This window comes from Pseudomonas sp. IPO3778 (assembly GCF_013386825.1).
In the GTDB taxonomy this organism is placed as follows: Bacteria; Pseudomonadota; Gammaproteobacteria; order Pseudomonadales; family Pseudomonadaceae; genus Aquipseudomonas.
The window spans coordinates 314,717-336,526 of sequence record NZ_JACARC010000034.1 but is presented as its reverse complement, the minus strand read 5'-3'; the positions used below and the strand labels follow the sequence as shown (position 1 = coordinate 336,526).

The following is a 21,810-nucleotide window of genomic DNA, read 5'->3' as shown; positions in this document are numbered from 1 at the left end:
GCCCGGCTTGCCGGGCATTTTTTTGTCTGGGGTTTGTCTGTGGCTAAAGGTGTATGGGTTTTTCAGCGACTTTGTGATGGGATCCACACCGCACTTTTCGGCGTGCGAATGTCTTACAGGCATGTAGGCGTATTCGGCACTTTGTTTTTTTCCTGAGCGCGCTAGAATGCGCGCCGATGGGCGGAGAACTGTATGTGGCAACAGACCCTGATAACCCTGCGGGCCAAGCCCCGGGGCTTTCATCTGGTGACGGAAGAGTTGCTCGCCGGCCTGCCTGAATTGAAGGCCTGTCGGGTGGGACTGTTGCATTTGTGGCTGCAGCACACCTCGGCCTCGTTGACGGTCAACGAGAATGCCGACCCGGCGGTTCGCCGTGACTTCGAACGTTTCTTCAATGCGCTGGTGCCGCAAGGTACGGCGGGATATGAACACAACGACGAAGGTCCGGATGATCTGCCGGCGCACTTCAAGGCCAGTCTGTTGGGCTGCCAGCTGAGTTTGCCGGTAAGGGCCGGCCGCTTGGCGATGGGGACCTGGCAAGGTGTTTATCTGGGCGAGCACCGTGATCATGGCGGTGCTCGTAAAGTCCTCGCCACCTTGCACGGTGATGGGGCATAGGCCACTGGTTATCCGGTGGATGTTGATTTTTTTCCGGCTGTCGTCGACAGGTGGCGAAGCTGGGCTATAACTAATCTGCTTTTCGCAAGTCATGAGGTAGAACATGAGCGACGATGATCTGGAAAACGACGACCTCGAAGTAGGCGACGACGACGAAACCGAAGAAGGTCTTGAGGCGGCTGCCGAAGACGTGGCTGACGACGACGGTGGCGACGATGCACCGGCCCCGGCAGCCAAAGGCAAGGCCAAGGCTGCGGTGTCGGTTGACGAGCTGCCAAGCGTAGAAGCCAAGAACAAAGAGCGCGATGCGCTGGCCCGTGCGATGGAAGAATTCCTCGCTAAAGGCGGCAAAGTGCAGGAAGTCGAGGCTAACGTGGTGGCAGATCCACCGAAGAAGCCTGATAACAAGTACGGCAGCCGGCCTATCTAAGGCCTGTTGTCTGCTCGCTGAAAAAGCCCGCCGTCGCTGCGGGCTTTTTCATGGGTGAAACAAAACGGTTGGGGCTAATACTCATCCAAGGGTGAAGAGCGTGTGTGGCGAGGGAGCTTGCTCCCGTTGGGGCGCGAAGCGCCCCCTGGTTGGGTCGACGCGGTCTTTCAGAAAGGCCGTCGTGGCTGGTTCAGGGGCCGCTTCGCAGCCCAACGGGAGCAAGCTCCCTCGCCACAAAAGCCCTTCATCATCAGGTTATGCGTTCCAGCGGGCGAGGAGTTCTGGCAACTCGGTCAGGCTGCGAATCTCGGCATCCGGGCGTTTTTCGGCTTCCCAGGCCTTGCCCGCCGGGTTAAACCACACCGCCCGCAACCCCGCCTGCTGCGCACCGGCAATGTCATCACCGGGATGATCCCCCACGTGCACCGCCGCGCCCGGCTCAACGCCACCGCGCTGCAAGGCCTCCTGGAACAGCCGCGCATCCGGCTTGGCGATGCCAATGTCTTCAGCCCGCAGGGCGAAGTGGAAGTAATCCGCCAGCCCCACACGTTGCACATCGGCGTTGCCGTTGGTGATCACGCCCAGCAGATAGTCGCGGCGCAACGCTTGCAGCATCGGCTCGGCTTCGGGAAACACCGTGAGCTGGTGGCGCGCGTGGATGAACGCTTCAAAGCACACATCCGCCATCTGCGCCGCTTCCGGCAGCGGATATCCAGCCTCCTCGAAAGCGTGTTGCAGCACCTTGTGGCGCAACACGCTGATGCGATATTTAAGCTCCGGATGGCGCTCCAGCACCTGCTGGCGAAGGCTGGCGAACTTCTCCAGGGGCAAGTCGCCCACCTTGGTGGCATGGGTCGCCAGCCACTCGCGCATCGACGCCTCGGCGCTGATGATGACCGGCACGTTATCCCAGAGCGTATCGTCCAGGTCGAAGGTGATCAGCTTGATGCTCATGAGTCACTGCCCTTAATGCGTTTGGCCCGTGGATGGGCGCTGTCGTACACCGTTGCCAAATGCTGGAAGTCCAGGTGGGTGTAGATCTGGGTGGTCTTGATGTCGGAGTGGCCAAGCAGTTCCTGCACGGCGCGCAGGTCCTGGGACGACTCCAGCAAGTGGCTGGCAAAGGAGTGCCGCAGCATGTGGGGGTGCAGGTTCTGCCCCAGCTCGCGCTCGCCGGCGGCCTTGACCCGTACCTGAATGGCCCGTGGCCCCAGGCGCCGGCCTTGCTGGCTGATAAACACGGCGTCATCCGCCGGGTTGGCCAGGGCCCGCAGCGGCAGCCACAGCAGCAGGGCCTCGCGGGCCTTCTTGCCCACGGGCAATACGCGGGTCTTGCTGCCTTTGCCGAGCACCTGCACCAGGCCATCCGCCAGGTCCAGTTGATCCAGGTTAAGCCCGGTCAGCTCCGACAGGCGCAGGCCCGAGGAATAAAACAGCTCGAGGATCGCCTGGTCGCGATGGGCCAGGAAGTCATCCTCCACGGCACCGTCGAGCAATTGCAGGGCACGATCCGTGTCCAGGGTCTTGGGCAGGCGTCGTTCGCCCTTGGGTGGCGCCAGGCCGTTGGCCGGGTCGTGGTCGCACAGGCCTTCGCGGTTCAGGTAGTGATAGAGGCCGCGCACCGCCGACAGCAGGCGCGCCAGGCTGCGGGAGGACTGACCTTGCTGGTGCAGGCGGGCGATCAGGCTGCGCAAACCCTGGATATCCAGGGCCTTCCAGCTGCCGATCTGTTGTTTCTGGCAGAACGCCAGGACCTTGTTCAGGTCCCGTCGGTAGGCTTCCAGGGTATGCGGCGACACCTGGCGCTCGCTGCGCAGGTGAGCGCAGTAGGCGTCCAGTTGTCGTTCCATGGCTAGCGCACCGCGCGCAATGCGCTGGTGAACCGTGGCAGGACGCGGCCCAGCACTTCGGCGATGTAGCTCAGGAACAGCGTGCCCACCGAGCTTTTGTAGTGCTGCGGGTCACGGCTGGCGATGGCCAGCACGCCATGCAGCCCTTGATGGCTGAGGGCGACCACGGCCGTGGAGCCGATCTGCTGGCGCTGTTCGGCACCAAACAGGAAGTCCAACTCATGCTCACGCAGGGTGCCGCTGATGGTCTTGCCTTCGGACAGCAGGCCGCCAATGGCGGTCTGGGCTTCGCTGCCGCTGACCCAGCGACCCACCGGCATCGGGTTGTCGCTGAACAGGATCAGGCTCACAAAGGGCACCTGGAAGTCCTGGCGCAGGCTGTCTTCGACGGCAATCACCGCTTCTTCCAGGCTGGCCGCGTCCATCAGGGTCAGGACCAGGCGGCGGGTCTTGTCGAACAGGCGGTCGTTGTCGCGGGCCACGTCCATCAGCTGCGAAAGCCGATGGCGCATCTCGATATTGCGCTCGCGCAGGATCTTCATCTGCCGCTCCACCAGCGACACGGTGTCGCCGCGCTGGTGGGGAATACGCAGGGCCGGCAGCAGTTCTTCGTGTTCGACGAAGAAGTCCGGATTAGCCTCCAGATACGCCGCAACAGCTGCGGCCTCCAGACTTTCGCTTGGGGATGCTTGCGCGGGTACTTGAGGCTTATCAGTCATTAGATGTGCTCACTCATAGACGGACCTGTCCTTCGTAGACGCGGGTGGCCGGGCCGGTCATTTTCACCGGGTGGCCGGGGCCTGCCCATTCGATGGACAGACGTCCGCCGGGCAGATCGATCAGCAGGGGCGAATCCATCCACCCCTGGCTGATCGCAGCGACGGCCGCGGCGCAAGCGCCGGTGCCGCAGGCCTGGGTTTCGCCGGCACCGCGTTCCCAGACGCGCAACTGCGCACGGGAACGGTCGATGACCTGCAGGAAACCCACATTAACCCGCGCCGGAAAGCGCGGGTGGTTTTCGATCTTCGGCCCCAGTTCGTGAACCGGTGCGCTGTTGATGTCATCCACCCGCAGCACCGCATGGGGGTTGCCCATGGACACTGCGGCCAGGTTGACGGTCTTGCCGTCCACGTCCACCGCATAGCTGGTGGCCTGCTCGGTGGCCTGGAACGGAATGTCCGCCGGCACCAGCCGTGGCGCGCCCATGTTGACGCCAATCTGGCCGTCGCTGCGAATATCCAGCTCGATGATGCCGCTTTTGGTCTCGACGCGTATCTGCCGCTTGGCGGTCAGGCGCTTGTCCAGCACAAAGCGGGCGAAACAGCGGGCACCGTTGCCGCACTGTTCCACTTCAGAACCGTCGGAGTTGAAGATCCGGTAACGGAAATCCACTTCCGGGTTGCTCGGTGCTTCCACCAGCAGCAACTGGTCGAAACCGACACCGGTGTGCCGGTCACCCCATTGTTTGGCGTGCTTGGGCAGGATGTGCGCGTGCTGGCTGACCAGGTCGAGGACCATGAAGTCATTGCCCAGCCCGTGCATCTTGGTAAAACGCAGCAGCATGACCTTACTCCGGCAGCAGGCTTTCGCCAGCAAACAACTCGGCTACCGTCTCGCGGCGACGCACTTCAAACGCTTGATCACCGTCCACCAGCACCTCGGCGGTACGCCCGCGGGTGTTGTAGTTGGAACTCATGACAAACCCGTAGGCACCGGCCGAATGCACGGCCAGCAGGTCGCCTTCTTCCAGGGCCAGCTGACGTTCCTTGGCCAGGAAGTCGCCGGTCTCGCAGATCGGGCCGACGACATCGTAGGTGCGAGCTTCGCCAGCGCGTGGCTTGACGGCGGTCACGTCCATCCAGGCCTGGTACAGCGCCGGGCGGATCAGGTCGTTCATTGCCGCGTCGACAATGGCGAAATCCTTGTGCTCGGTGTGCTTGAGGTACTCGACCTGGGTCAGCAGCACGCCGGCGTTGGCGACGATGTAGCGGCCTGGCTCGAACATCAGCGTCAGGTCGCGGCCTTCGGTGCGCTCGCGCACGGCCTTGATGTAGTCCGAAACCAGTGGCGGCTCTTCATCGCGATAGCGCACGCCCACGCCGCCACCGAGGTCGATGTGGTGCAGGTAGATGCCGCACTCGCCGAGGCGGTCGATCAGCGCCAGCAGGCGGTCGAGGGCGTCGAGGAACGGAGGCAGGCTGGTGAGTTGCGAGCCGATATGGCAGTCGACGCCCAGGACTTCCAGGTTTGGCAGTTGGGCGGCGCGGATGTACACGTCCTCGGCGTCAGCAATGGCGATGCCGAACTTGTTCTCTTTGAGACCGGTGGAAATGTACGGGTGAGTGCCGGCGTCTACGTCCGGGTTGACCCGCAGGGAGATCGGCGCGCGAACGCCCATCTCGGCGGCCACCACTTGCAGGCGCTCCAGCTCGTCGGTGGATTCGACGTTGAAGCAATGCACGCCCACTTCCAGGGCGCGGCGCATGTCTTCGCGGCTCTTGCCGACGCCCGAGAACACGATCTTGTCAGCCTTGCCGCCCGCGGCCAGTACACGCTCAAGCTCGCCCCGGGACACGATGTCGAAACCAGCGCCCAAACGCGCCAGGACATTCAGTACGCCCAGGTTGGAGTTGGCCTTTACCGCGAAGCACACCAGGCTCGGCGTGCCTTCCAGCGCATCGGCAAAGGAGCGGTATTGGGCTTCGATGTGGGCACGGGAGTACACGTAGGTCGGGGTACCAAAGCGCTCGGCAATGGCGGACAGCGCGACACCTTCCGCGAACAGCTCGCCGTCCCGGTAGTTAAAAGCGTCCATGATGTTCCCTTAGTAGGTGTCGTGCTTGTGCGCTTTGGTTTGCGACGATTGCGCCTGTTCATTCGGGTCTTTGCTGTCATCGGGCAGGTACAGCGGGCCTTTTTGACCACAGGCACTAACGAGGCAAGCGACCGCGACGAGCGCAGCAAGGGAAGAGATCAGGCGCTTCATGGCGAAATCCTTGAATATGCATTAATTGCGCCCGAGTATACCGACCACCCGCCAGATTGCCTATGCGCCGCAATACCCGTCCGGCGGGGCTTTGCCGAGTTTGTCGCGATTGTGCTTACCTCACTTGAGGATATTTCGCACGGCTGCGGGTAATGAAATCGGTATCCTTTGCAATCATCACGGCGCGACCGTATTGTGCGGCGCTTGAGCGAGACCAGACACTTTTCGAGGTTCCCACAATGAGTTTGACCGAAGCCCGTTTTCACGACCTGGTGGATTCGACCCAGCAAGCGCTGGAGGATATTTTCGACGACAGCGGCCTGGATGTGGACCTGGAGAACTCGGCCGGTGTGCTGACCGTCAAGTTTGAAAATGGCACCCAACTGATTTTCAGTCGCCAGGAACCGTTGCGTCAGCTCTGGCTGGCGGCGCGTTCCGGTGGTTTTCACTTCGATTACGACGAAGAGGAAAATCGCTGGACCCATGACACCACCGATGAGCTGCTGAGCGAAATGCTCGCGCGCCTCACCCAGGAACAAGCCGGCGTCGAGCTGGACTTCGACGAGATCTGATCGTGACGCAGCCCGCCCCCGTACGCCCGCCCAAGCCGCTATTCAGCAATGTCAGCCCGGCGGTGCCGTCACCTTGTATCAGTTTATGTCGGCTGGATGAGCACAAAGTCTGCCTCGGTTGCTTCCGCCACGTGGAAGACATCCGTGAATGGCGCTCTGCCGATGATGCGCGGCGCCGCGTGATCGTCGCCCGGGCCGAGCAGCGCAAGGCCGCCACCTGAGGCCGTCTTGTTTATTTATTGTGCTGTGGTAGTGTCCGGATACACCTCAACTCATCGAGGTCCGTGAGAACCCCGCCTTTTCCTGGCGGGGTTTTGCTTTTTTGTGCAGAAAAAAGGAGTCTGCCTGAATCATGACCGCACCTTCCATCATCCTCACCCGTCTTGACGTGCAGCGTCTTGAGCAACTGATCGACCGTGTCGGCGAGGCGTCGCCGGGCGTTGAAGCCCTGCAACACGAACTCGACCGCGCCGAAGAAGTGGTTGGCCACGATGAAGTGCCTGCAACTGTCGTGACCATGAACTCCAGTGTGCATTGCCGTGAACAAGGCAGTGGCAAGGACTATCACCTGACCCTGGTCTACCCCAAGGACGCGAATGCCGACGAAGGCAAAATCTCGATCCTGGCGCCGGTGGGCAGCGCTCTGCTGGGCCTGCAAGTCGGCCAGCACATCGACTGGCCAGCACCGGGTGGCAAGACCCTCAAGCTTGAACTGCTCAGCGTTGAAGGCCAGCCCAAAGACGGCGGCGCGTTCTCTCTTTAAGCCGGCCGGCTTTAAACCTGGTTCAGCGCTTCATTGAGCGCCAGCTCCAGATCAGCCTTGTAGCGCAAGTACAGATTGCTCGGGCTTTGAACATCACCGAGCAGGCCGGACAGGTCCAGGTCGGTGATGTAGCAGCGGTACCGCTCGGCCTCCCGACGTTGCCCGACGATTTCCTGGGCGACCACCGCAAACAGTTGGTCGCCAAATTCCAGCTCGGAAAACTCCCGTTGATTGCAGTACAAGGTGATCCCCACCTGGCCTGGCGCTGCCTTGCCGATAATCGCCTGCACGTCGTAGAACGGTTTGTTGGCCGGGGTTTGCGGCGCAGGGCGCGGTTCTGCCCGGCGGGCGCGGCCGCTGCCTGACGGCAACAGTTGGTAATACAGAATTTGCACCGCGCCGAGGGGCTGTTGCGGGTCCAGCGGCAGCAGGGCGTCGCGGCGATAAATGATCGATTGCAGAAAACGCTGCAACGGCACCAACAGGCTCTGCTCGTCGTGAAACGGCAGGCGCTGCTGCCAGAGCGCGTTGAACTCATCCAGTACGTACAGCTCGGCAAACCCGTCGTTGATCCGGTAGAACACCTGCACGCAGTCGGGCAGGCCCATGGGCAGCAGCAGCGCCAGGTCGTGGTCTTCCAGGGCCATGCTGTCCAGGTGCAGCGGGCTGTAGCTGGCCAGTTCTTCGCTGAGGTAGGCGATCAGCGCGTCCTGGGTTGCCAGTGACACATGGTTGGCTTGGCCGGGCGTCAGCTCCATCACGTGGTAGTGCTGTTGCACCTGCACCAGGTAGCGATGGTTTTCCTGACCCAGCAGCAGGTGTTGCGCGGTGTCGAAGATCTCTTCCACCCGCTGGGCAATGAACTGCGCGCGGTTGTGGCAGAAGCAGCGCACGCGCAATCTCGGCAAATGATTGGCCGGCAGTTGATTCAGGTAGTCCCGCAGGCAGTCGAGCAGCGCGTGAGGGCCGTCGTAGCGGCTGACCATCACCTCGTTCCAGCTGTTGACCGTGACCTGGTCCAGGGTCAGCACCAGGTTTTCCCGCACGCCCGCGTAACTCAGGGAGTCGGTGCGCTCGGTGGTCATCAGGATGTTCAGGTCGCGGTGGTGCTTGAGCGGGTCGACGCCGACGTTGATCAGCAACAGCACTTCCTCGGGCACCGCCGAGCGCAGCAGGCGCTCTTCATCCACGCTGGCCAACGGCAGCACGACGGTCTGTTGCAGGCTGCCCAAGAGGTTGAACAGCTCGAACTCGGTCATGTCACTGGTGCCGGGGTGCAGCGCCAGGCGGGTGCTGCTGTCGATCACGCCGTTGCGGTGGCACCAGGTGAGCATTTCCAGCAGGTCGCGGCTGCGCTTGATCGGCGCAAAGTGTTCCCATTCCAGGGCGGTGAGGCTGCCGTTGTAGAGCCCCCAATGGTGCTGGCCGGGCTCTTTGCGGTTGGGCGATTGCACCAGGGTCAGGGTGTCTTCGGCCAGGTCCGGGGCGATGCCGGGGTTGATGAACTCGACCTTGCCGGCCTTGCGCTCGAACGCGGCGTACAGGCGCCGGCCGAGCACATTCAGGTCGCGCTTGTTGATCAGGCTGACGGTCTGTTCGGTGCGGGCAAACTGGGTCAGGAAGCGATAGCTGTAATTAAGCTCGTTGACCAGGGCACGACGCTCGGACGCCACCTGGCGGACTTTCCACTGGCTGCGGCTGTCCAGCAGAGCCAACTGACGCTGGTCCCAACCCCACTCATTGGCCAGGCGTTCCAGCAGCAAGCGCTGCCAGCTGGCGGTGCGCTGGCCGGCGCTGAGCTTGCGGTTGACCTTCAGGTACAGGGCGCGCCGCACCAGTTCCAGGCGTTCCGGCTCGTTGCGGGCCTTGAGGTATTCCTCGATCCGGCGGTAGACCACGATGTACGGGTCCAGCTCGTCCAGGTCCATCTGGTTGGCAAACACCGCGCGTTTGAAGCGCAGGCTCAGGCACTGCACCTTCGGGTGTTCGCTGGCGTAGACCTCGGTCAGCAGGAGTTTAAGTACGGATTTGTAGGGCGATTCGATGCCTTTGAACAGCTGCCACAGGCCGGCGCCGATAAATTCACCGGGCGGGATGTGGGCCAGGTGGCCCAGGTCGAGGGTTTCGTCGGCGCGGATAAAACGCTTGGAGATCAGCGCATGGGTGAACTCGGCGTAGCGGGTTTCTTCGTACACCGGCACCAGCCACCAGATCGGCGTACGCCCGGCCAGCCAGATGGCGGTGCGGTAGAACTCGTCCAGCAGCAGGTAATGCTGGCTGGTGCCGCAGTCTTCGGAGCTCAGTTGAGTGTCGCGCTCGCCCTGGATAAACCGCGTGGGCTCGATCAGAAAAAAATGCGCCTCGGCGCCCATGCTCAGGGCCCAGGTTTCCAGCAATTGGCATTTTTTGCGCAGCTCGGTCAGCTCGCTCTCGCTGAGGTCGGCGGCGTGGCAAACCCACACGTCCATATCACTTTGGTCGGCCTGGGCCAGCGTGCCCAGGCTGCCCATCAGGAACAAGCCATGAATCGGGCGCGGCGGGTTGCCGTGCCGGGGCTTGTAGGAGAACGTACGGGTCAGGCGCTGGGCCTCGGCCAAGGCTTGCGTGTCGGGTTCAAAATTCGACAGGCCGGCCGGCGTGCTGCCCGATACATAGCCTGGCAGCAGCGGGTGATTGACGTGGAAAAACAGCGGTAGCAGCGTCAGTACGCTTTGCTGGCGCGGCGTCAGCCCTTCGACGGCCCGGGCCATACGGCCCTCGTTCAGGGCCAGAAACCGCGCGCGCAACTGGGCCAGCACCTTGCGGTCGATGCCTTCGTCCAGGTCGGGGCGGATTTCGTGGGTGCGGGTCATGTCGAACTCGGTGGCTCGCAGGGCCCGACGTGGGCGGCCGTGTGGGAGTTTACAGCCAGTAGCGTAGGAGGTTTAGCGGGATTTTGTTTTTGACGCCGGAATTTTATCCCGGGCGCAGAAATGCCCGCGGAATCCGTGAAAAGAGGATTCCGTGGGCGATACGAGGTGTCAGGCGGCTTCTTTGCTGGTTGTCAGAATAGTCAGCAGGCCTTGTGCGTGTTCGGCAGCATCCCGGCCGAGGCTGGTGAGGTAACCACCGTCTGGCTGGTCGATCAGGTCTTTTTCGTAAAGGCGCCGGGCAGCGGCAATGGCAGTGGGAGCGGCAGTCTGATGAACTTTCAGACCTTCCTGGGAGCTGCCCAGGTTGAAGAGTGCAAGGATTTCCAGTTCGGCAACCAACTCAGGGGTATACGACATAAGGACTCCAGACTTTCTAGGAATTTTTAGACGTTAGCAGCCATAAGGTGAACGCACTTTGGCGAGCTGTCCAGTCGGTTGTGGGAGCTGGCTTGCCTGCGATGCTGGCGACTCGGTTTAACGGTTGCCCAGAGGTGATGCCATCGCAGGCAAGCCAGCTCCCACAAGGGCAGCATCGGCCTGGAATTTTGGGTGTTATTGCTTCTCGGGCGGCAGCTCTGGCAGTGCACGCAAGGCAGTTTCATACCATTCGGTATTGAAGGCGCGGTCTTCTTCGAGCAGCGCGTCGATTTCGATGGCGAGGACGTGGGCCATCATTTGCAAGATGTCTTCGCGCTCGTAGCCCACCAGGGTCAACTTGTTGAACGTGGCTTTGGCAGCGGGGGGGGTGTCGCTTTCGATCTGGTTTTCGATCGCTTCAATCAAGGTGGTCTCGGCGAACTCTTCTTCGTCGTTGTCGATATCGGTTGGCTCGCTCATGGCAGGCTCCTGGAGGAAAGGGCGCCAGTCTACCCCCATTCACTCGGGTGATGCTGCTGGTCAGGCCTGGCATCCCGATCTATAACCATTGCTGCCAACCCCCTACACGGCCTGGAGGCTTTGTGATGCTCAAGCTTTATGGATTTTCGGTCAGCAACTACTACAACATGGTCAAACTGGCGCTGCTGGAGAAAGGGCTGCCCTTCGAAGAGGTGCCGTTCTACGCAGGCCAGACCCCTGAAGCCCTGGCCGTGAGCCCGCGGGGCAAGGTGCCGGTGCTGGGTGTCGAGCAAGGGTTCATCAACGAAACCAGCGTGATCCTCGAATACCTCGAACAGACCCAGGGCGGCCGTTCGCTGCTGCCGAGCGATGCGTTCCAGCGCGCTCAGGTGCTGGCGTTGTGCAGGGAAATTGAGTTGTACATCGAGCTGCCAGCCCGGGCGTGCTTCGCCGAAGCGTTTTTCGGAATGCCGGTGCCGGAGGCGATCAAGGAAAAATCCAGGACGGAGTTATTGCTGGGGATCGCATCGTTGGGGCGACACGGCAAGTTCGCGCCGTATGTGGCGGGGGACAGCTTCACGATTGCGGATTTGTATTTTGTGTACAGCGTGGACCTGGCCTGTGCCGTGGCCGGGAAGCTGTTCGGGCTGGACTTGCTGGCTGAGTTGCCGAAGGCCAAGGACTTGTTGGCGCGCTTGCAGGCGCTGCCGAATGCCCAGCGGGTGGCGGCGGACAAGGAGGCGGCGATGCCGGCGTTTATGGCGATGATTGCTGCCAAGAAATAAAGACTGCTTTTGTGGCGAGGGAGCTTGCTCCCGTTGGGCAGCGAAGCGGCCCCAAAAATGGGACTGCTGCGCAGTCCAGCGGGAGCAAGCTCCCTCGCCACAGGTTCAGTGTTCGCCCTTATTTGCCGGGGCACTTACCTTTGGGTTAGCGGCTGGCGAGCAGGGCCTGGCCGCGAGCAACGGCAGCCTTCACCTGCGCCGGCGCAGTCCCGCCGATATGGTCACGGGCATTCACCGACCCTTCCAGGGTCAATACCGCAAACACGTCCTGTTCGATCTGGTCGCTGAACTGGCGCAGTTCCTCCAGGCTCATTTCCGCCAGGTCCTTGCCACTGTCCACACCGTATTTCACGGCATGCCCGACGATTTCGTGGCAGTCGCGGAACGGCAGGCCACGGCGTACCAGGTAGTCCGCCAGGTCGGTGGCGGTGGAGAAACCGCGCAAGGCCGCTTCACGCATGATGGCGTGCTTGGGCTTGATCGCCGGGATCATGTCGGCAAAGGCCCGCAGCGAGTCGCGCAGGGTATCGGCGGCGTCGAACAGCGGTTCCTTGTCTTCCTGGTTGTCCTTGTTGTAGGCCAATGGCTGGCCTTTCATCAGGGTCAACAGGCCCATCAGCGCTCCGAAGACACGGCCGCTTTTGCCGCGTACCAGTTCCGGCACGTCGGGGTTCTTCTTTTGCGGCATGATCGAGCTGCCGGTGCAGAAGCGGTCTGGCAGGTCGATGAACTGGAATTGCGCACTGGTCCACAGCACCAGCTCTTCGGAGAAACGCGACAAGTGCATCATCGCGATGCTGGCCGCGGCGCAGAATTCGATGGCGAAGTCACGGTCCGACACGCCGTCCAGGGAGTTGCCGCCCACGGCGTCGAAACCCAGCAGTTGTGCGGTGTATTCGCGGTCGATCGGGTACGTGGTGCCGGCCAGTGCAGCGCTGCCCAGGGGCATGCGGTTGGCACGCTTGCGGCAGTCCACCAGGCGCTCGTAGTCACGGCTGAGCATTTCGAACCAGGCCAGCAGGTGGTGGCCGAAGGTCACGGGCTGCGCGGTTTGCAGGTGGGTGAAACCGGGCATGATGGTGCCGGACTCACGCTCTGCCTGCTCCAGCAGGCCTTTTTGCAGGCGGGTGATTTCCGCCAGGATCAGGTCGATCTCGTCCCGCAGCCACAGGCGGATATCGGTGGCCACCTGGTCGTTACGGCTGCGACCGGTGTGCAGTTTTTTGCCGGTCACACCGATGCGGTCGGTGAGGCGGGCCTCGATGTTCATGTGCACGTCTTCCAGGTCGACGCGCCAGTCGAAGGTGCCGGCTTCGATCTCGCCACGGATGGTGGTGAGGCCGTCGATGATGCTGTCGCGCTCGGCGTCGGTCAGCACGCCGACCTTGGCCAGCATCGTGGCGTGGGCGATCGAGCCCATGATGTCGTGGCGGTAGAGGCGCTGGTCGAAGGTGACGGAGGCGGTGAAGCGCGCGACGAAGGCGTCGACGGGTTCACTGAAGCGGCCGCCCCAGGACTGGTTGGTCTTGTCGGTGCTCATGGATTCGCTCGTGATCTGCTGGAAAGAGGGCATGAAAGTGTGGCGCCGATAATAACAGGGTTGCCCCCGGAGGCGATGATGGCGGGGTGCGGCATTTTTATTTGTTTCCAGGATGGCTAAGTGCCTTGCTCCCGGCCGCGCGCAGGACGAGACTGGAGCCAGGACCGAATGGGGGTTTAAAACGTGCGGTCCTTGGATAAACAAAGCGTGTTTATTGAAACGATATTTGACGATTGAGCAATATCGTCTTCGCGAGCGTCTACAGTTGCACTGATAGAGCGTCGCGCTGACAGAAGGTGCACTGCACCAATGCCAGGCGATGAGGTCGAACTCCAGGCTATCCATTAGAGAGGGGGTGTTCGTATTGTGTATCAGCAAACCCTACGACGATGCCCGAAAGCAGCAGGCTTTGGGCGCGATTGAACAGGTCCGGGTAAATATTGGTGCCACTCTCGGGGCACTTTTTGCCGCTCGCGCTAGTCTTAGCGTGGATCGCCGTGACGGAAGTCACCGCACCTGTCTACGCTATCCTTGTGCGAGACTCACGCAGGAATCCAGCGCAATATGAATGTCCTGATCGTTGATGACGAACCCCAAGCCCGCGAACGACTGAGCCGTTTGGTCAGTGAACTCGAGGGTTACAGTGTCCTTGAGCCGAGCGCCACCAGTGGCGAGGAAGCCTTGGCCCTTATAGACAGCCTCAAGCCCGATGTCGTTTTGCTCGACATCCGCATGCCCGGCCTTGACGGCTTACAGGTTGCAGCCCGCCTGAGCGAGCGAGAATCGCCGCCTTCCGTGGTGCTGTGCGCCTCCCAGGATGAGTTCTCTTCCGAGGCGCTGGATGCCAGCGGTGTCAGCTTCCTGGTCAAGCCGATCAATGCCGATGCATTGCTTCGCGCCTTGAAAAAGGCCGAGCGTCCCAATCGGGTCCAGCTCGCCGCCTTGACCCAGCCCGCAGCCCAGGGCGGCAACGGGCCGCGCAGCCATATCAGCGCCCGCACCCGCAAGGGCATCGAGCTGATTCCCCTGGACCAGGTGGTCTATTTCATCGCCGATCACAAGTACGTGACCTTGCGTCACGAGGCCGGTGAGGTGCTGCTCGATGAGCCGCTCAAGGCCCTGGAAGACGAGTTTGGCGACCGTTTTGTGCGCATCCACCGCAATGCGCTGGTGGCTCGCGAGCGTATCGAGCGCCTGCAACGCACGCCGCTTGGCCACTTTCAGCTGTTCCTCAAGGGGCTCAATGGCGATGCCTTGATCGTCAGCCGGCGCCATGTCGCCGGTGTGCGCAAGATGATGCAGCAGCTTTAGTCCGAGGGCTGACGCGAGCTTCACCGCCCATATCCCGGTGCGACGTGGCCAGGGAGGCCCCGCACTTGCTGATTCAAATCAAAGCGCCTTTGCCTGAGCTGTTATTATCTGCCGTATCTATTCAGTACGGATTGATCCATGTCCTCTCGCGAAATCCGCATCGCCACCCGTAAAAGCGCCCTGGCCTTATGGCAGGCCGAGTACGTCAAAGCACGCCTTGAGCAAGCCCATCCCGGCCTCACGGTGTCCTTGGTGCCCATGGTCAGTCGCGGCGACAAGCTGCTTGATTCGCCGCTGTCGAAAATCGGCGGCAAGGGCCTGTTCGTCAAAGAGCTGGAAACAGCTCTGCTGGAGAACGAAGCGGACATCGCCGTGCATTCGATGAAAGACGTGCCCATGGACTTCCCTGAAGGCCTGGGCCTGTTTTGCATCTGCGAGCGTGAGGACCCGCGTGATGCCTTCGTTTCCAACACCTACGCCTCCCTCGATGAACTGCCGCTGGGCAGCGTCGTCGGCACCTCCAGCCTGCGTCGCCAGGCGCAGTTGCTGACCCGCCGGCCGGACCTGCAAATCCGCTTCCTGCGGGGCAACGTCAATACCCGCCTGGCCAAGCTGGACGCCGGTGAATATGACGCGATCATCCTCGCGGCGGCCGGCCTGATCCGCCTGGGCTTTGAAGACCGCATCACCTCGGCCATCAGCGTCGAAGACAGCTTGCCAGCTGGCGGGCAGGGCGCCGTAGGTATCGAATGCCGCACCGCCGACCGTGAAATTCATGCGCTGCTCAAGCCGCTGGATCACCACGACACTGAAATTCGCGTCACCGCCGAGCGGGCCCTGAACAAGCACCTCAACGGCGGTTGCCAGGTGCCGATCGCCTGTTATGCCGTGCTGGAAGGCGAGAACCTTTGGTTGCGTGGCCTGGTGGGCGACCCGAGTGGTGGGTTGCTGCTCACTGCCGAGATTCGCGGGCCACAAAGCGAGGCAACCCGCCTGGGCATCCAGGTCGCCGAGGCGCTGCTGGAAAAAGGCGCCGGCGCCATTCTGGCAGCGGTGTACGGTGAGGCCGGCCCGCAGTGACGCAATGGCGTGTGCTGCTGACGCGGCCTGCCGAGGAGTCGGCAGCCCTGGCGGTGACGTTATCCGAGGAAGGCATTTTCAGCAGCAGCCTGCCGCTGCTGGAGATCGAGGCGCTGCCCGTCACGCCGGTGCAACACGCGGCGTTTCGCGATCTGGGCCGCTATTGTGCGGTGATCGTGGTGAGCAAACCGGCGGCGCGCCTGGGCTTGCAGTTGTTGGCTCAACACTGGCCACAACCACCCGCGTTGCCGTGGTTTACCGTCGGCGCTGCTACGGCGCAGGTGCTGGCCGACCACGGCCTCGATGTCAGCTATCCCGAGCAGGGCGATGACAGTGAGGCCTTGCTTGAGCTGCCCGCCTTGCGCGACGCTATCGCACGGCCGGATGCCCGGGTACTGATCCTGCGGGGAGAGGGCGGGCGCGAGCTGCTGGCTGAGCGTTTACGCGAGCAAGGTGCTAGTGTCGACTATCTGGAGTTGTATCGCCGTTTCCTGCCGGATTACGACAGTGCAACCCTGACCCAACGCATAAACGTGGAACGCTTGAACGGCGTGGTGGTCAGCAGTGGGCAGGGTTTTTTACACCTGCAAGCCGTGGCCGGCACTGATTGGGCCCTGGTGGCACAGCTGCCGCTGTTCGTGCCCAGCCCGCGAGTCGCCGAAATGGCGCGTGCCGCTGGCGCGCAAGAAGTTGTGGATTGTCGTGGCGCCAGTGCCGCGGCTTTGTTAGTGGCGTTACGGAGTCTTTCCGTTCCCACTCTCTAATACGCAAAGGATGGATACGTGAGCGAAACAGCCTTGCCTAAAGATGAAGCTCAGCCCGCGCTTGATGCGCCTGTTGAGACACCGGTCACCGCTCCGCGCCGTGGCAACGGCCTGGCCATCGTGGCCTTGTTGCTCGGTGCCGCTGGCGTTGCCGCCGGTGGCTGGGGGATCTGGCAGGTCCGCGCACTGCAGGCGAGCAGCCAGCAACAGCTGGGCCAAGTACAAACCCTGGACGACCAATCCCAGAGCCTCAAGCAGGGCCAGCAGCAGTTGTCGGCACGCCTGGGGCAACTGCCGGGCGCCGATGAACTGGAAGAGCGCCGCCGGCTGGTGGCGCAATTGCAGGGTGATCAACAGCGTCTGAGCCAGCGCCTGGAAACCGTGCTCGGTGCCAGCCGCCAGGACTGGCGCCTGGCCGAGGCCGAGCACCTGATCCGCCTGGCCAGCCTGCGCCTTTCCGCCTTGCAGGACATCAACAGTGCTCAGGCGCTGGTCCAGGGTGCTGACGAAATCCTGCGTGAACAAAGTGACCCGGGCTCGTACGCTGCCCGCGAGCAGTTGGCCAAGAGCCTCGCTGCGTTGCGCAACGTCGAACAGCCGGACCGTACCGGGTTGTACCTGCAACTGGCTGCATTGCGTGATCAGGTCGTGCAACTGGCGGCTATCGCTCCGGAATACCAACTCCCGGAAGCGGCCAATGAAGGCCGTCCGACCACCGATACGGACAGCCGCTGGAGCCAGTGGTGGGAGCAGATCTCGCGGTATTTCCGCATCGACTTCAACCCGGACGACAATATTCGCCCGCTCTTGGCAGGCCAAGGCCTGAACCAGGTGCGCCTGGCCCTGAACCTGGCGCTGGAGCAGGCGCAATGGGCGGCGCTCAATGGCGAGCCGGCGGTGTACAGCCGCTCCCTGGGCGAGGCGCGGAGCGTCTTGCAGGACAACTTCAATCAAGACAACCCGCAAAGCAAAACCATGCTGGCGCGCATTGCCGAGCTCGAGCCCAAGGCCGTCTCCGTGGTGACGCCGGACCTGGCCGCGAGCCTGGCCGCCGTGCAGGCTTACCTTGACCGTCGCCACCTGTCTGCCGAAGAAGCCAAGGCTTCTGCTGGCAAGCCGGCGACCCAGGAGTAAAGCCGATGAAGCGTTTCTATGTGATCCTGGTGCTGGCGATTGCGATCGCCCTGGCACTGGCTGTGGGCATTTCGAAACACACCGGTTACGTGCTGATTACCTATCCCCATGTACTGCATTACGAGTCCGGGCTGTGGTCCACGCTGGTGGCGCTGTTTGTTATCGGCCTGGCGATCTACCTGGTCAGGGCGCTGCTGGGCCTGGTGCTGACCTCGGGTGGCGTGGTCAACCCGTGGTCGCGGCGCAACCGCAGCCGTCGGGTCCAGGTTGCCATTGAACAGGGCCAGATGGACCTCGCCGAAGGGCGTTGGGCCAGTGCCGAGCGTCACTTGCACCGCGCTGCCGAGGCGGAACGCCAGCCATTGCTGTATTACCTCGGCGCTGCCCGCGCGGCCAATGAGCAGGGACGTTATGAAGAGGCGGACAGCCTGCTGGAGCGGGCGCTTGAGCGCCAGCCCCAGGCCGAGCTGGCGGTGGCCTTGAGTCATGCGCAGTTGCAGATGGACCGAGGCGACACCGATGGCGCCCTGGTCACCTTGCAGGCCATGCATGAGCGTCATCCCCATAACGTTCAGGTACTGCGCCAACTACAGCGTCTGTATCAACAACGTGGAGATTGGTCTTCGGTGATCCGGCTGCTGCCAGAGCTGCGCAAGGACAAGGTGCTGCCGCCTGCCGAGCTGGCTGATCTGGAGCGTCGTGCCTGGGGCGAGAACCTGAGCCTGGCTGCCCAGCGCGAAGAGCAAGGCGAGGCTGGCCAGCAATCCCTTGAGCGGGCGTGGCAGCAACTGACGTCTGCCCAGCGCCAGGAGCCGCAATTGGTGCTGGCTTACGCCGAGCAACTGCGCCAACTGGGCGCGGACGCCAAGGCCGAAGAAGTGCTGCGCGGCGCCCTCAAGCGCGCGTACGACAGCCATCTGATCAGACTCTACGGCCTGCTGCGTGGCAGCGATCCGGCGAAGCAGTTGAAGTTTGCCGAAGGCTGGCTCAAGGACCATCCGGGCGATGCCAGCCTGTTGCTGACCCTCGGGCGGCTGTGCCTGCAAAACAGCTTGTGGGGCAAGGCACGGGACTACCTGGAAAGCAGCTTGCAGGTGCAGCGCAATCCCGAAGCCTGTGCCGAGCTGGCGCGCCTGCTGGCGCAGTTGGGCGACACCGAGCGCAGCAACCAATTGTTCCAGGAAGGCCTGGGCTTGTTGGACAAGCGTTTGCTGGCGGCACCGCTGCCGGTACCGGTACGGGTCTGACGTAGGAATCAGCACCGGGGTTGGCTCAGAATTGTCTGGCGGCCAACCCTTCAATCCCTCCTGATAGCTGTAGTCAATACGGCTTGTAGTAAACTCCTACGCAGACGGGCGTTTAATCGCTCACCTTCTGACGGGATATCCCTACGCTCTCGCGGAATCGTCTGCTCCGGCGCGTATTGAAAGGGGTAAGGCCTTTCCTCTACCGTAACTACCTATCTCTTGCGTTGCGGATAAACAATGTCTTTGGCCCCCTCACGCTTCCTGTTCCTCCTGGCGTTTCTGGCTGGTGCGCTGACGCTGGGCGCGTCCTTTTACCTGGAATACGCCGCGCTTTTACGTCCTTGTTTCCTGTGTCAGGTGCAACGAATACTGGTGGCCGGCTTCACGCTGATCAATCTGGTGGCGGCGATTCATGGGCCCAGGCGGTCCGGGATCTACCTGTATTGGCTGGCGAGTACGGGCTGTGCCTTGCTGGGGGCTTTCACCGCGATACGCCAGGTGCTGCTGCAAAATACGCCGGCGCAAGAGCTGCCTACCTGTTGGCCCGGTCTTCAATACATGGTCGAGCATCTGTCGCTGAGGGAGACGCTGGCCCTGATCTTCAAAGGCACTGTCGACTGCGTGGAAATCAACTGGACGCTGTTCGACCTGAGCATTCCCGAGTGGAGCCTGCTGTTCTTCGTGGCCATGCTGATCCTGGGTGTAGCGCAGTTCTCGCGCTTGTTGCTGAGCCAGCGTTTTGGTCTTGCACGGCACTGACAGGTGCCCACGGGTTGTAGGAAGGGATTAAACACTTGTATGAACTTTCTCTCCTGCGTACCTTGATGCCATAGTCATGCGGGCATAATCTGGCCCGCACGCGTTATTGAAACAGACTGTTCGATGCACCTTTGCCCGGTTGCCGCTTTAACCTTGAAGTGCTGCGCGGGCAGCGGGCGGCGCCCCTATAGGGAAGAGAGATCATCATGCTGGAAAGTTGTCAGAATGCTCAGGAACGCTGGGGTGGGGTGCACAAACTGATCGATGGTTGGTTGAAAGCGCGTCACGAACTGGTTCGAGCCTTTGATGCTCTCGGTGCCAAGCCCGAAGCGCTAGGTGAGAACCGCAAGCCATTGCAGGAGTTCTGCGGTGTACTGGTGGACTACGTCTCGGCGGGGCACTTCGGTGTCTACGAGCAGTTGACCAAAGAGGCCGAGGCCTTCGACGATCAACGAGGCCTGGACTTGGCGGAAACGATTTACCCGCGCATCGACGTCATCACCGAGAAGCTGCTGGCCTTCAACGACCTGTGTGATGCCGGCAAGTGTGTTGCAGAAAAATTCAAAGAGTTGGGCGGTTTGTTGCATGAGCGTTTCGAGCTGGAAGATTGCCTGATCGAAGTGCTGCACAACGCCCACAAGGAAGAGTTGACGGCTAAAGCCTGACTCGTGGCTACACAAAAAAACGGTGCGCATTGCGCACCGTTTTTCGTTGGGGGTCAGGCACCCGCGCCGAGCAATTCGATCTCGAATACCAGGGGCGTATAAGGCGGAATCAACTCGCCGGCGCCATCAGCGCCATAGGCCTGGTCGGATGGAATGACCAGCCGCCATTTCGCGCCCACCGGCATCTGTTGCAGCGCACTACGCCAGCCGCTGATCACACTGTCCAGACGAAACCACTGAGGTTGCGTGCTCTTGTCGAAGACTGTTCCGTCAGGTAGTCGCCCAACGTAATTCACTTGCACACGATCATCGGCCGCAGGCTTTTTGCCGCTGCCGGGGCTCAGTTCGGTCAGCAGGATGCCGTCTGCCAATTCGCGCACACCACTTTTGGCTTTTTCTGCCGCTAAAAATTGTTGCTCGGCCGCGAGTGCCTTTTCACTTTGTGGGGGGCGATTGTCTGGCGCGTTTTGCGCTTGGTGCTGGGCAAGGACCTGTTCGATACGCGTGTCGTCCAGGGCCAGAGGCTTGCCTTGGTAGGCTTGTTTGAGGCCCTCGATCAGCGCTTCGACCTGCAGCCCCGGCATCTCCTGGCGCAGGCGTTCGCCCAGGCTCGCGCCCAGGCTATAGGCCAGGTCGTGGTCATCTTTGGACGGGGGTTTCTCGCTCGCGTTGGCCACTGAAAGCGCCACGCTCAACACTAAAAAAAGGTAACGCGACATGGGGCGTTCTCCAGCCGAAAGTGCGATGGATTATGCCAGTGTGAATGCTTAAAAAGTGGCGTGGTTTTTCGTTATATCAATAAGAATTTTCGTGCGGTGCAACGCAAGCCAATCGATACTGTCAACATGCCCTAGCGGCGGTAAGAGCAGAGGGCTAGTATGAGCCGCACCCACGTCAGCCAGGAGGTAAACCATGTCGGCCAAACAGAAGCCTGTAAATACCCCGTTGCATTTGCTCCAACAACTTTCGGGCAGCCTGCTCGAACATTTGGAAAGCGCTTGTTCACAAGCCTTGGCTGATGCTGAGAAGTTGCTCGCCAAGCTTGAAAAACAACGCGGCAAAGCTCAGGAAAAACTGCACAAATCCCGTACCAAACTCCAAGGCGCAGCGACCGCTGGCAAAGCCAAGGCACAAGCCAAGGCCAAGGACGCTGTCAAAGAACTTGAGGACTTGCTCGATGCCCTCAAGGATCGTCAATCCGAAACCCGCACCTACATTTCCCAACTCAAGCGTGATGCTTCCGAGAGCCTGAAACTGGCTCAGGGTGTTGGTCGTGTGAAGGAAGCTGTAGGCAAAGTGCTGAGCACCCGTGCTCCGGCTAAAGCCGTTGCCGCCAGCGCGGCGAAAAAGCCAGCCAGCAAAGCAGTAGCCGCCAAGGCGCCTGCAAAAGCGGCCGCTAAACCAGCAGCGAAAAAAGTTGCTGCCAGCGCTGCCAAACCAGCCGCTAAGCCAGCGGCTAAAACCGCTGCTGCCAAACCCGCCGCCAAGCCAGCTGCCAAAACTGCTGCTGCCAAACCAGCTGCCAAACCAGCTGCCAAGCCAGCGGCTAAAACTGCT

25 protein-coding genes are annotated in these 21,810 nt (G+C 61.7%); 14 read left to right on the top strand and 11 right to left on the bottom strand.

Translation table 11 applies throughout. The annotated features are described in order from the left end of the window. The first annotated feature begins 192 nt into the window (after positions 1-192). Positions 193-618: a secondary thiamine-phosphate synthase enzyme YjbQ gene (locus HX855_RS17790; RefSeq protein ID WP_177086608.1), complete on the top strand. Its 426-nt coding sequence runs from the start codon at positions 193-195 to the stop codon at positions 616-618. A gap of 103 nt (positions 619-721) precedes the next feature. After that, positions 722-1,048: a transcriptional regulator SutA gene (sutA, locus tag HX855_RS17785; protein WP_064454697.1), complete on the top strand. Its 327-nt coding sequence runs from the start codon at positions 722-724 to the stop codon at positions 1,046-1,048. 255 nt (positions 1,049-1,303) lie between these two features. Here the strand turns inward: sutA and HX855_RS17780 are convergent, their stop codons facing one another. The 6 genes from HX855_RS17780 to HX855_RS17755 are packed head-to-tail and all read right to left on the bottom strand — an operon-like array spanning position 1,304 to position 5,884. Beyond that, on the bottom strand, positions 1,304-2,002 hold the full coding sequence (locus HX855_RS17780) for an HAD family hydrolase (RefSeq protein WP_177086610.1): 699 nt from the start codon (positions 2,000-2,002) through the stop codon (positions 1,304-1,306). Further along, complete coding sequence (gene xerC, locus HX855_RS17775) at positions 1,999-2,898, bottom strand: tyrosine recombinase XerC (RefSeq protein ID WP_177086612.1); 900 nt, start codon at positions 2,896-2,898, stop codon at positions 1,999-2,001. Before xerC ends, HX855_RS17780 begins: the two co-directional genes overlap by 4 nt. Positions 2,899-2,900: 2 nt before the next feature. Continuing rightward, a complete protein-coding gene (locus tag HX855_RS17770) occupies positions 2,901-3,617 on the bottom strand; it encodes a DUF484 family protein (RefSeq protein WP_177086614.1) in 717 nt (238 codons plus the stop codon). A gap of 13 nt (positions 3,618-3,630) precedes the next feature. After that, positions 3,631-4,461: a diaminopimelate epimerase gene (gene dapF, locus HX855_RS17765; protein ID WP_177086616.1), complete on the bottom strand. Its 831-nt coding sequence runs from the start codon at positions 4,459-4,461 to the stop codon at positions 3,631-3,633. Positions 4,462-4,465: 4 nt separating this feature from the next. After that, entirely contained in the window at positions 4,466-5,713 is a 1,248-nt protein-coding gene (lysA, locus tag HX855_RS17760; RefSeq protein WP_177086618.1) for a diaminopimelate decarboxylase, read from the bottom strand. A gap of 9 nt (positions 5,714-5,722) precedes the next feature. Then, complete coding sequence (locus HX855_RS17755; RefSeq protein ID WP_003208801.1) at positions 5,723-5,884, bottom strand: lipoprotein; 162 nt, start codon at positions 5,882-5,884, stop codon at positions 5,723-5,725. Between the two features lie 239 nt (positions 5,885-6,123). On the opposite strand from HX855_RS17755, the gene cyaY reads away from it, so the two are divergent. From cyaY to rnk, 3 genes are all read left to right on the top strand, one after another. Further along, positions 6,124-6,456 carry an iron donor protein CyaY gene (gene cyaY, locus HX855_RS17750; protein ID WP_010168017.1) on the top strand — a complete coding sequence of 111 codons (333 nt, stop codon included), beginning with the start codon at positions 6,124-6,126 and terminating at the stop codon, positions 6,454-6,456. A 2-nt stretch (positions 6,457-6,458) separates the two neighbouring features. After that, positions 6,459-6,677 (top strand): DUF1289 domain-containing protein, encoded by a 219-nt coding sequence (locus HX855_RS17745; RefSeq protein WP_177086620.1) that lies wholly within the window; start codon positions 6,459-6,461, stop codon positions 6,675-6,677. A 131-nt stretch (positions 6,678-6,808) separates the two neighbouring features. Then, positions 6,809-7,219 carry a nucleoside diphosphate kinase regulator gene (gene rnk, locus HX855_RS17740; protein WP_010168013.1) on the top strand — a complete coding sequence of 137 codons (411 nt, stop codon included), beginning with the start codon at positions 6,809-6,811 and terminating at the stop codon, positions 7,217-7,219. Between the two features lie 11 nt (positions 7,220-7,230). Here the strand turns inward: rnk and HX855_RS17735 are convergent, their stop codons facing one another. The 3 genes from HX855_RS17735 to HX855_RS17725 all read right to left on the bottom strand — a co-directional run bounded on the left by HX855_RS17735 (position 7,231) and on the right by HX855_RS17725 (position 10,968). After that, complete coding sequence (locus tag HX855_RS17735; RefSeq protein WP_177086622.1) at positions 7,231-10,071, bottom strand: class I adenylate cyclase; 2,841 nt, start codon at positions 10,069-10,071, stop codon at positions 7,231-7,233. A 168-nt stretch (positions 10,072-10,239) separates the two neighbouring features. Next, the gene (locus HX855_RS17730) at positions 10,240-10,488 is read right to left on the bottom strand and encodes a TIGR02647 family protein (RefSeq protein ID WP_088422100.1); all 249 of its coding nucleotides are present in this window, start codon (positions 10,486-10,488) and stop codon (positions 10,240-10,242) included. A gap of 195 nt (positions 10,489-10,683) precedes the next feature. Continuing rightward, positions 10,684-10,968, bottom strand: a complete 285-nt coding sequence (locus HX855_RS17725) for a hypothetical protein (protein ID WP_177086624.1) — start codon at positions 10,966-10,968, stop codon at positions 10,684-10,686. Between the two features lie 125 nt (positions 10,969-11,093). On the opposite strand from HX855_RS17725, the gene HX855_RS17720 reads away from it, so the two are divergent. Continuing rightward, positions 11,094-11,753, top strand: a complete 660-nt coding sequence (locus tag HX855_RS17720) for a glutathione S-transferase family protein (protein ID WP_169386849.1) — start codon at positions 11,094-11,096, stop codon at positions 11,751-11,753. 145 nt (positions 11,754-11,898) lie between these two features. Here the strand turns inward: HX855_RS17720 and argH are convergent, their stop codons facing one another. Beyond that, positions 11,899-13,293, bottom strand: coding sequence for an argininosuccinate lyase (gene argH, locus HX855_RS17715; RefSeq protein ID WP_177086626.1), 1,395 nt, complete (start codon positions 13,291-13,293; stop codon positions 11,899-11,901). A gap of 564 nt (positions 13,294-13,857) precedes the next feature. Here argH and HX855_RS17710 point away from each other — a divergent pair. From HX855_RS17710 to rsd, 7 genes are all read left to right on the top strand, one after another. After that, positions 13,858-14,604: a LytTR family DNA-binding domain-containing protein gene (locus HX855_RS17710; RefSeq protein WP_177043751.1), complete on the top strand. Its 747-nt coding sequence runs from the start codon at positions 13,858-13,860 to the stop codon at positions 14,602-14,604. A 138-nt stretch (positions 14,605-14,742) separates the two neighbouring features. Further along, entirely contained in the window at positions 14,743-15,684 is a 942-nt protein-coding gene (hemC, locus tag HX855_RS17705) for a hydroxymethylbilane synthase (protein ID WP_177086628.1), read from the top strand. Continuing rightward, positions 15,681-16,448, top strand: a complete 768-nt coding sequence (locus HX855_RS33365) for a uroporphyrinogen-III synthase (protein ID WP_177086630.1) — start codon at positions 15,681-15,683, stop codon at positions 16,446-16,448. The genes hemC and HX855_RS33365 overlap by 4 nt, the downstream gene beginning before the upstream one ends. Before the next feature lie 18 nt (positions 16,449-16,466). Beyond that, a complete protein-coding gene (locus tag HX855_RS33360; RefSeq protein ID WP_177086632.1) occupies positions 16,467-17,582 on the top strand; it encodes a uroporphyrinogen-III C-methyltransferase in 1,116 nt (371 codons plus the stop codon). A 5-nt stretch (positions 17,583-17,587) separates the two neighbouring features. Further along, positions 17,588-18,829, top strand: a complete 1,242-nt coding sequence (locus HX855_RS17695; RefSeq protein ID WP_177086635.1) for a heme biosynthesis protein HemY — start codon at positions 17,588-17,590, stop codon at positions 18,827-18,829. A 237-nt stretch (positions 18,830-19,066) separates the two neighbouring features. After that, positions 19,067-19,588: a disulfide bond formation protein B gene (locus HX855_RS17690; protein ID WP_177086637.1), complete on the top strand. Its 522-nt coding sequence runs from the start codon at positions 19,067-19,069 to the stop codon at positions 19,586-19,588. 206 nt (positions 19,589-19,794) lie between these two features. Continuing rightward, a complete protein-coding gene (rsd, locus tag HX855_RS17685; RefSeq protein WP_169386855.1) occupies positions 19,795-20,253 on the top strand; it encodes a sigma D regulator in 459 nt (152 codons plus the stop codon). A 53-nt stretch (positions 20,254-20,306) separates the two neighbouring features. On the opposite strand, the gene HX855_RS17680 is transcribed toward rsd, so the two are convergent. Beyond that, positions 20,307-20,972: an FKBP-type peptidyl-prolyl cis-trans isomerase gene (locus HX855_RS17680; RefSeq protein WP_177086639.1), complete on the bottom strand. Its 666-nt coding sequence runs from the start codon at positions 20,970-20,972 to the stop codon at positions 20,307-20,309. Positions 20,973-21,165: 193 nt separating this feature from the next. Here HX855_RS17680 and HX855_RS17675 point away from each other — a divergent pair. Continuing rightward, the coding region (locus HX855_RS17675) for an AlgP family protein (protein ID WP_178948011.1) at positions 21,166-21,810 on the top strand (645 nt) is incomplete at its 3' end.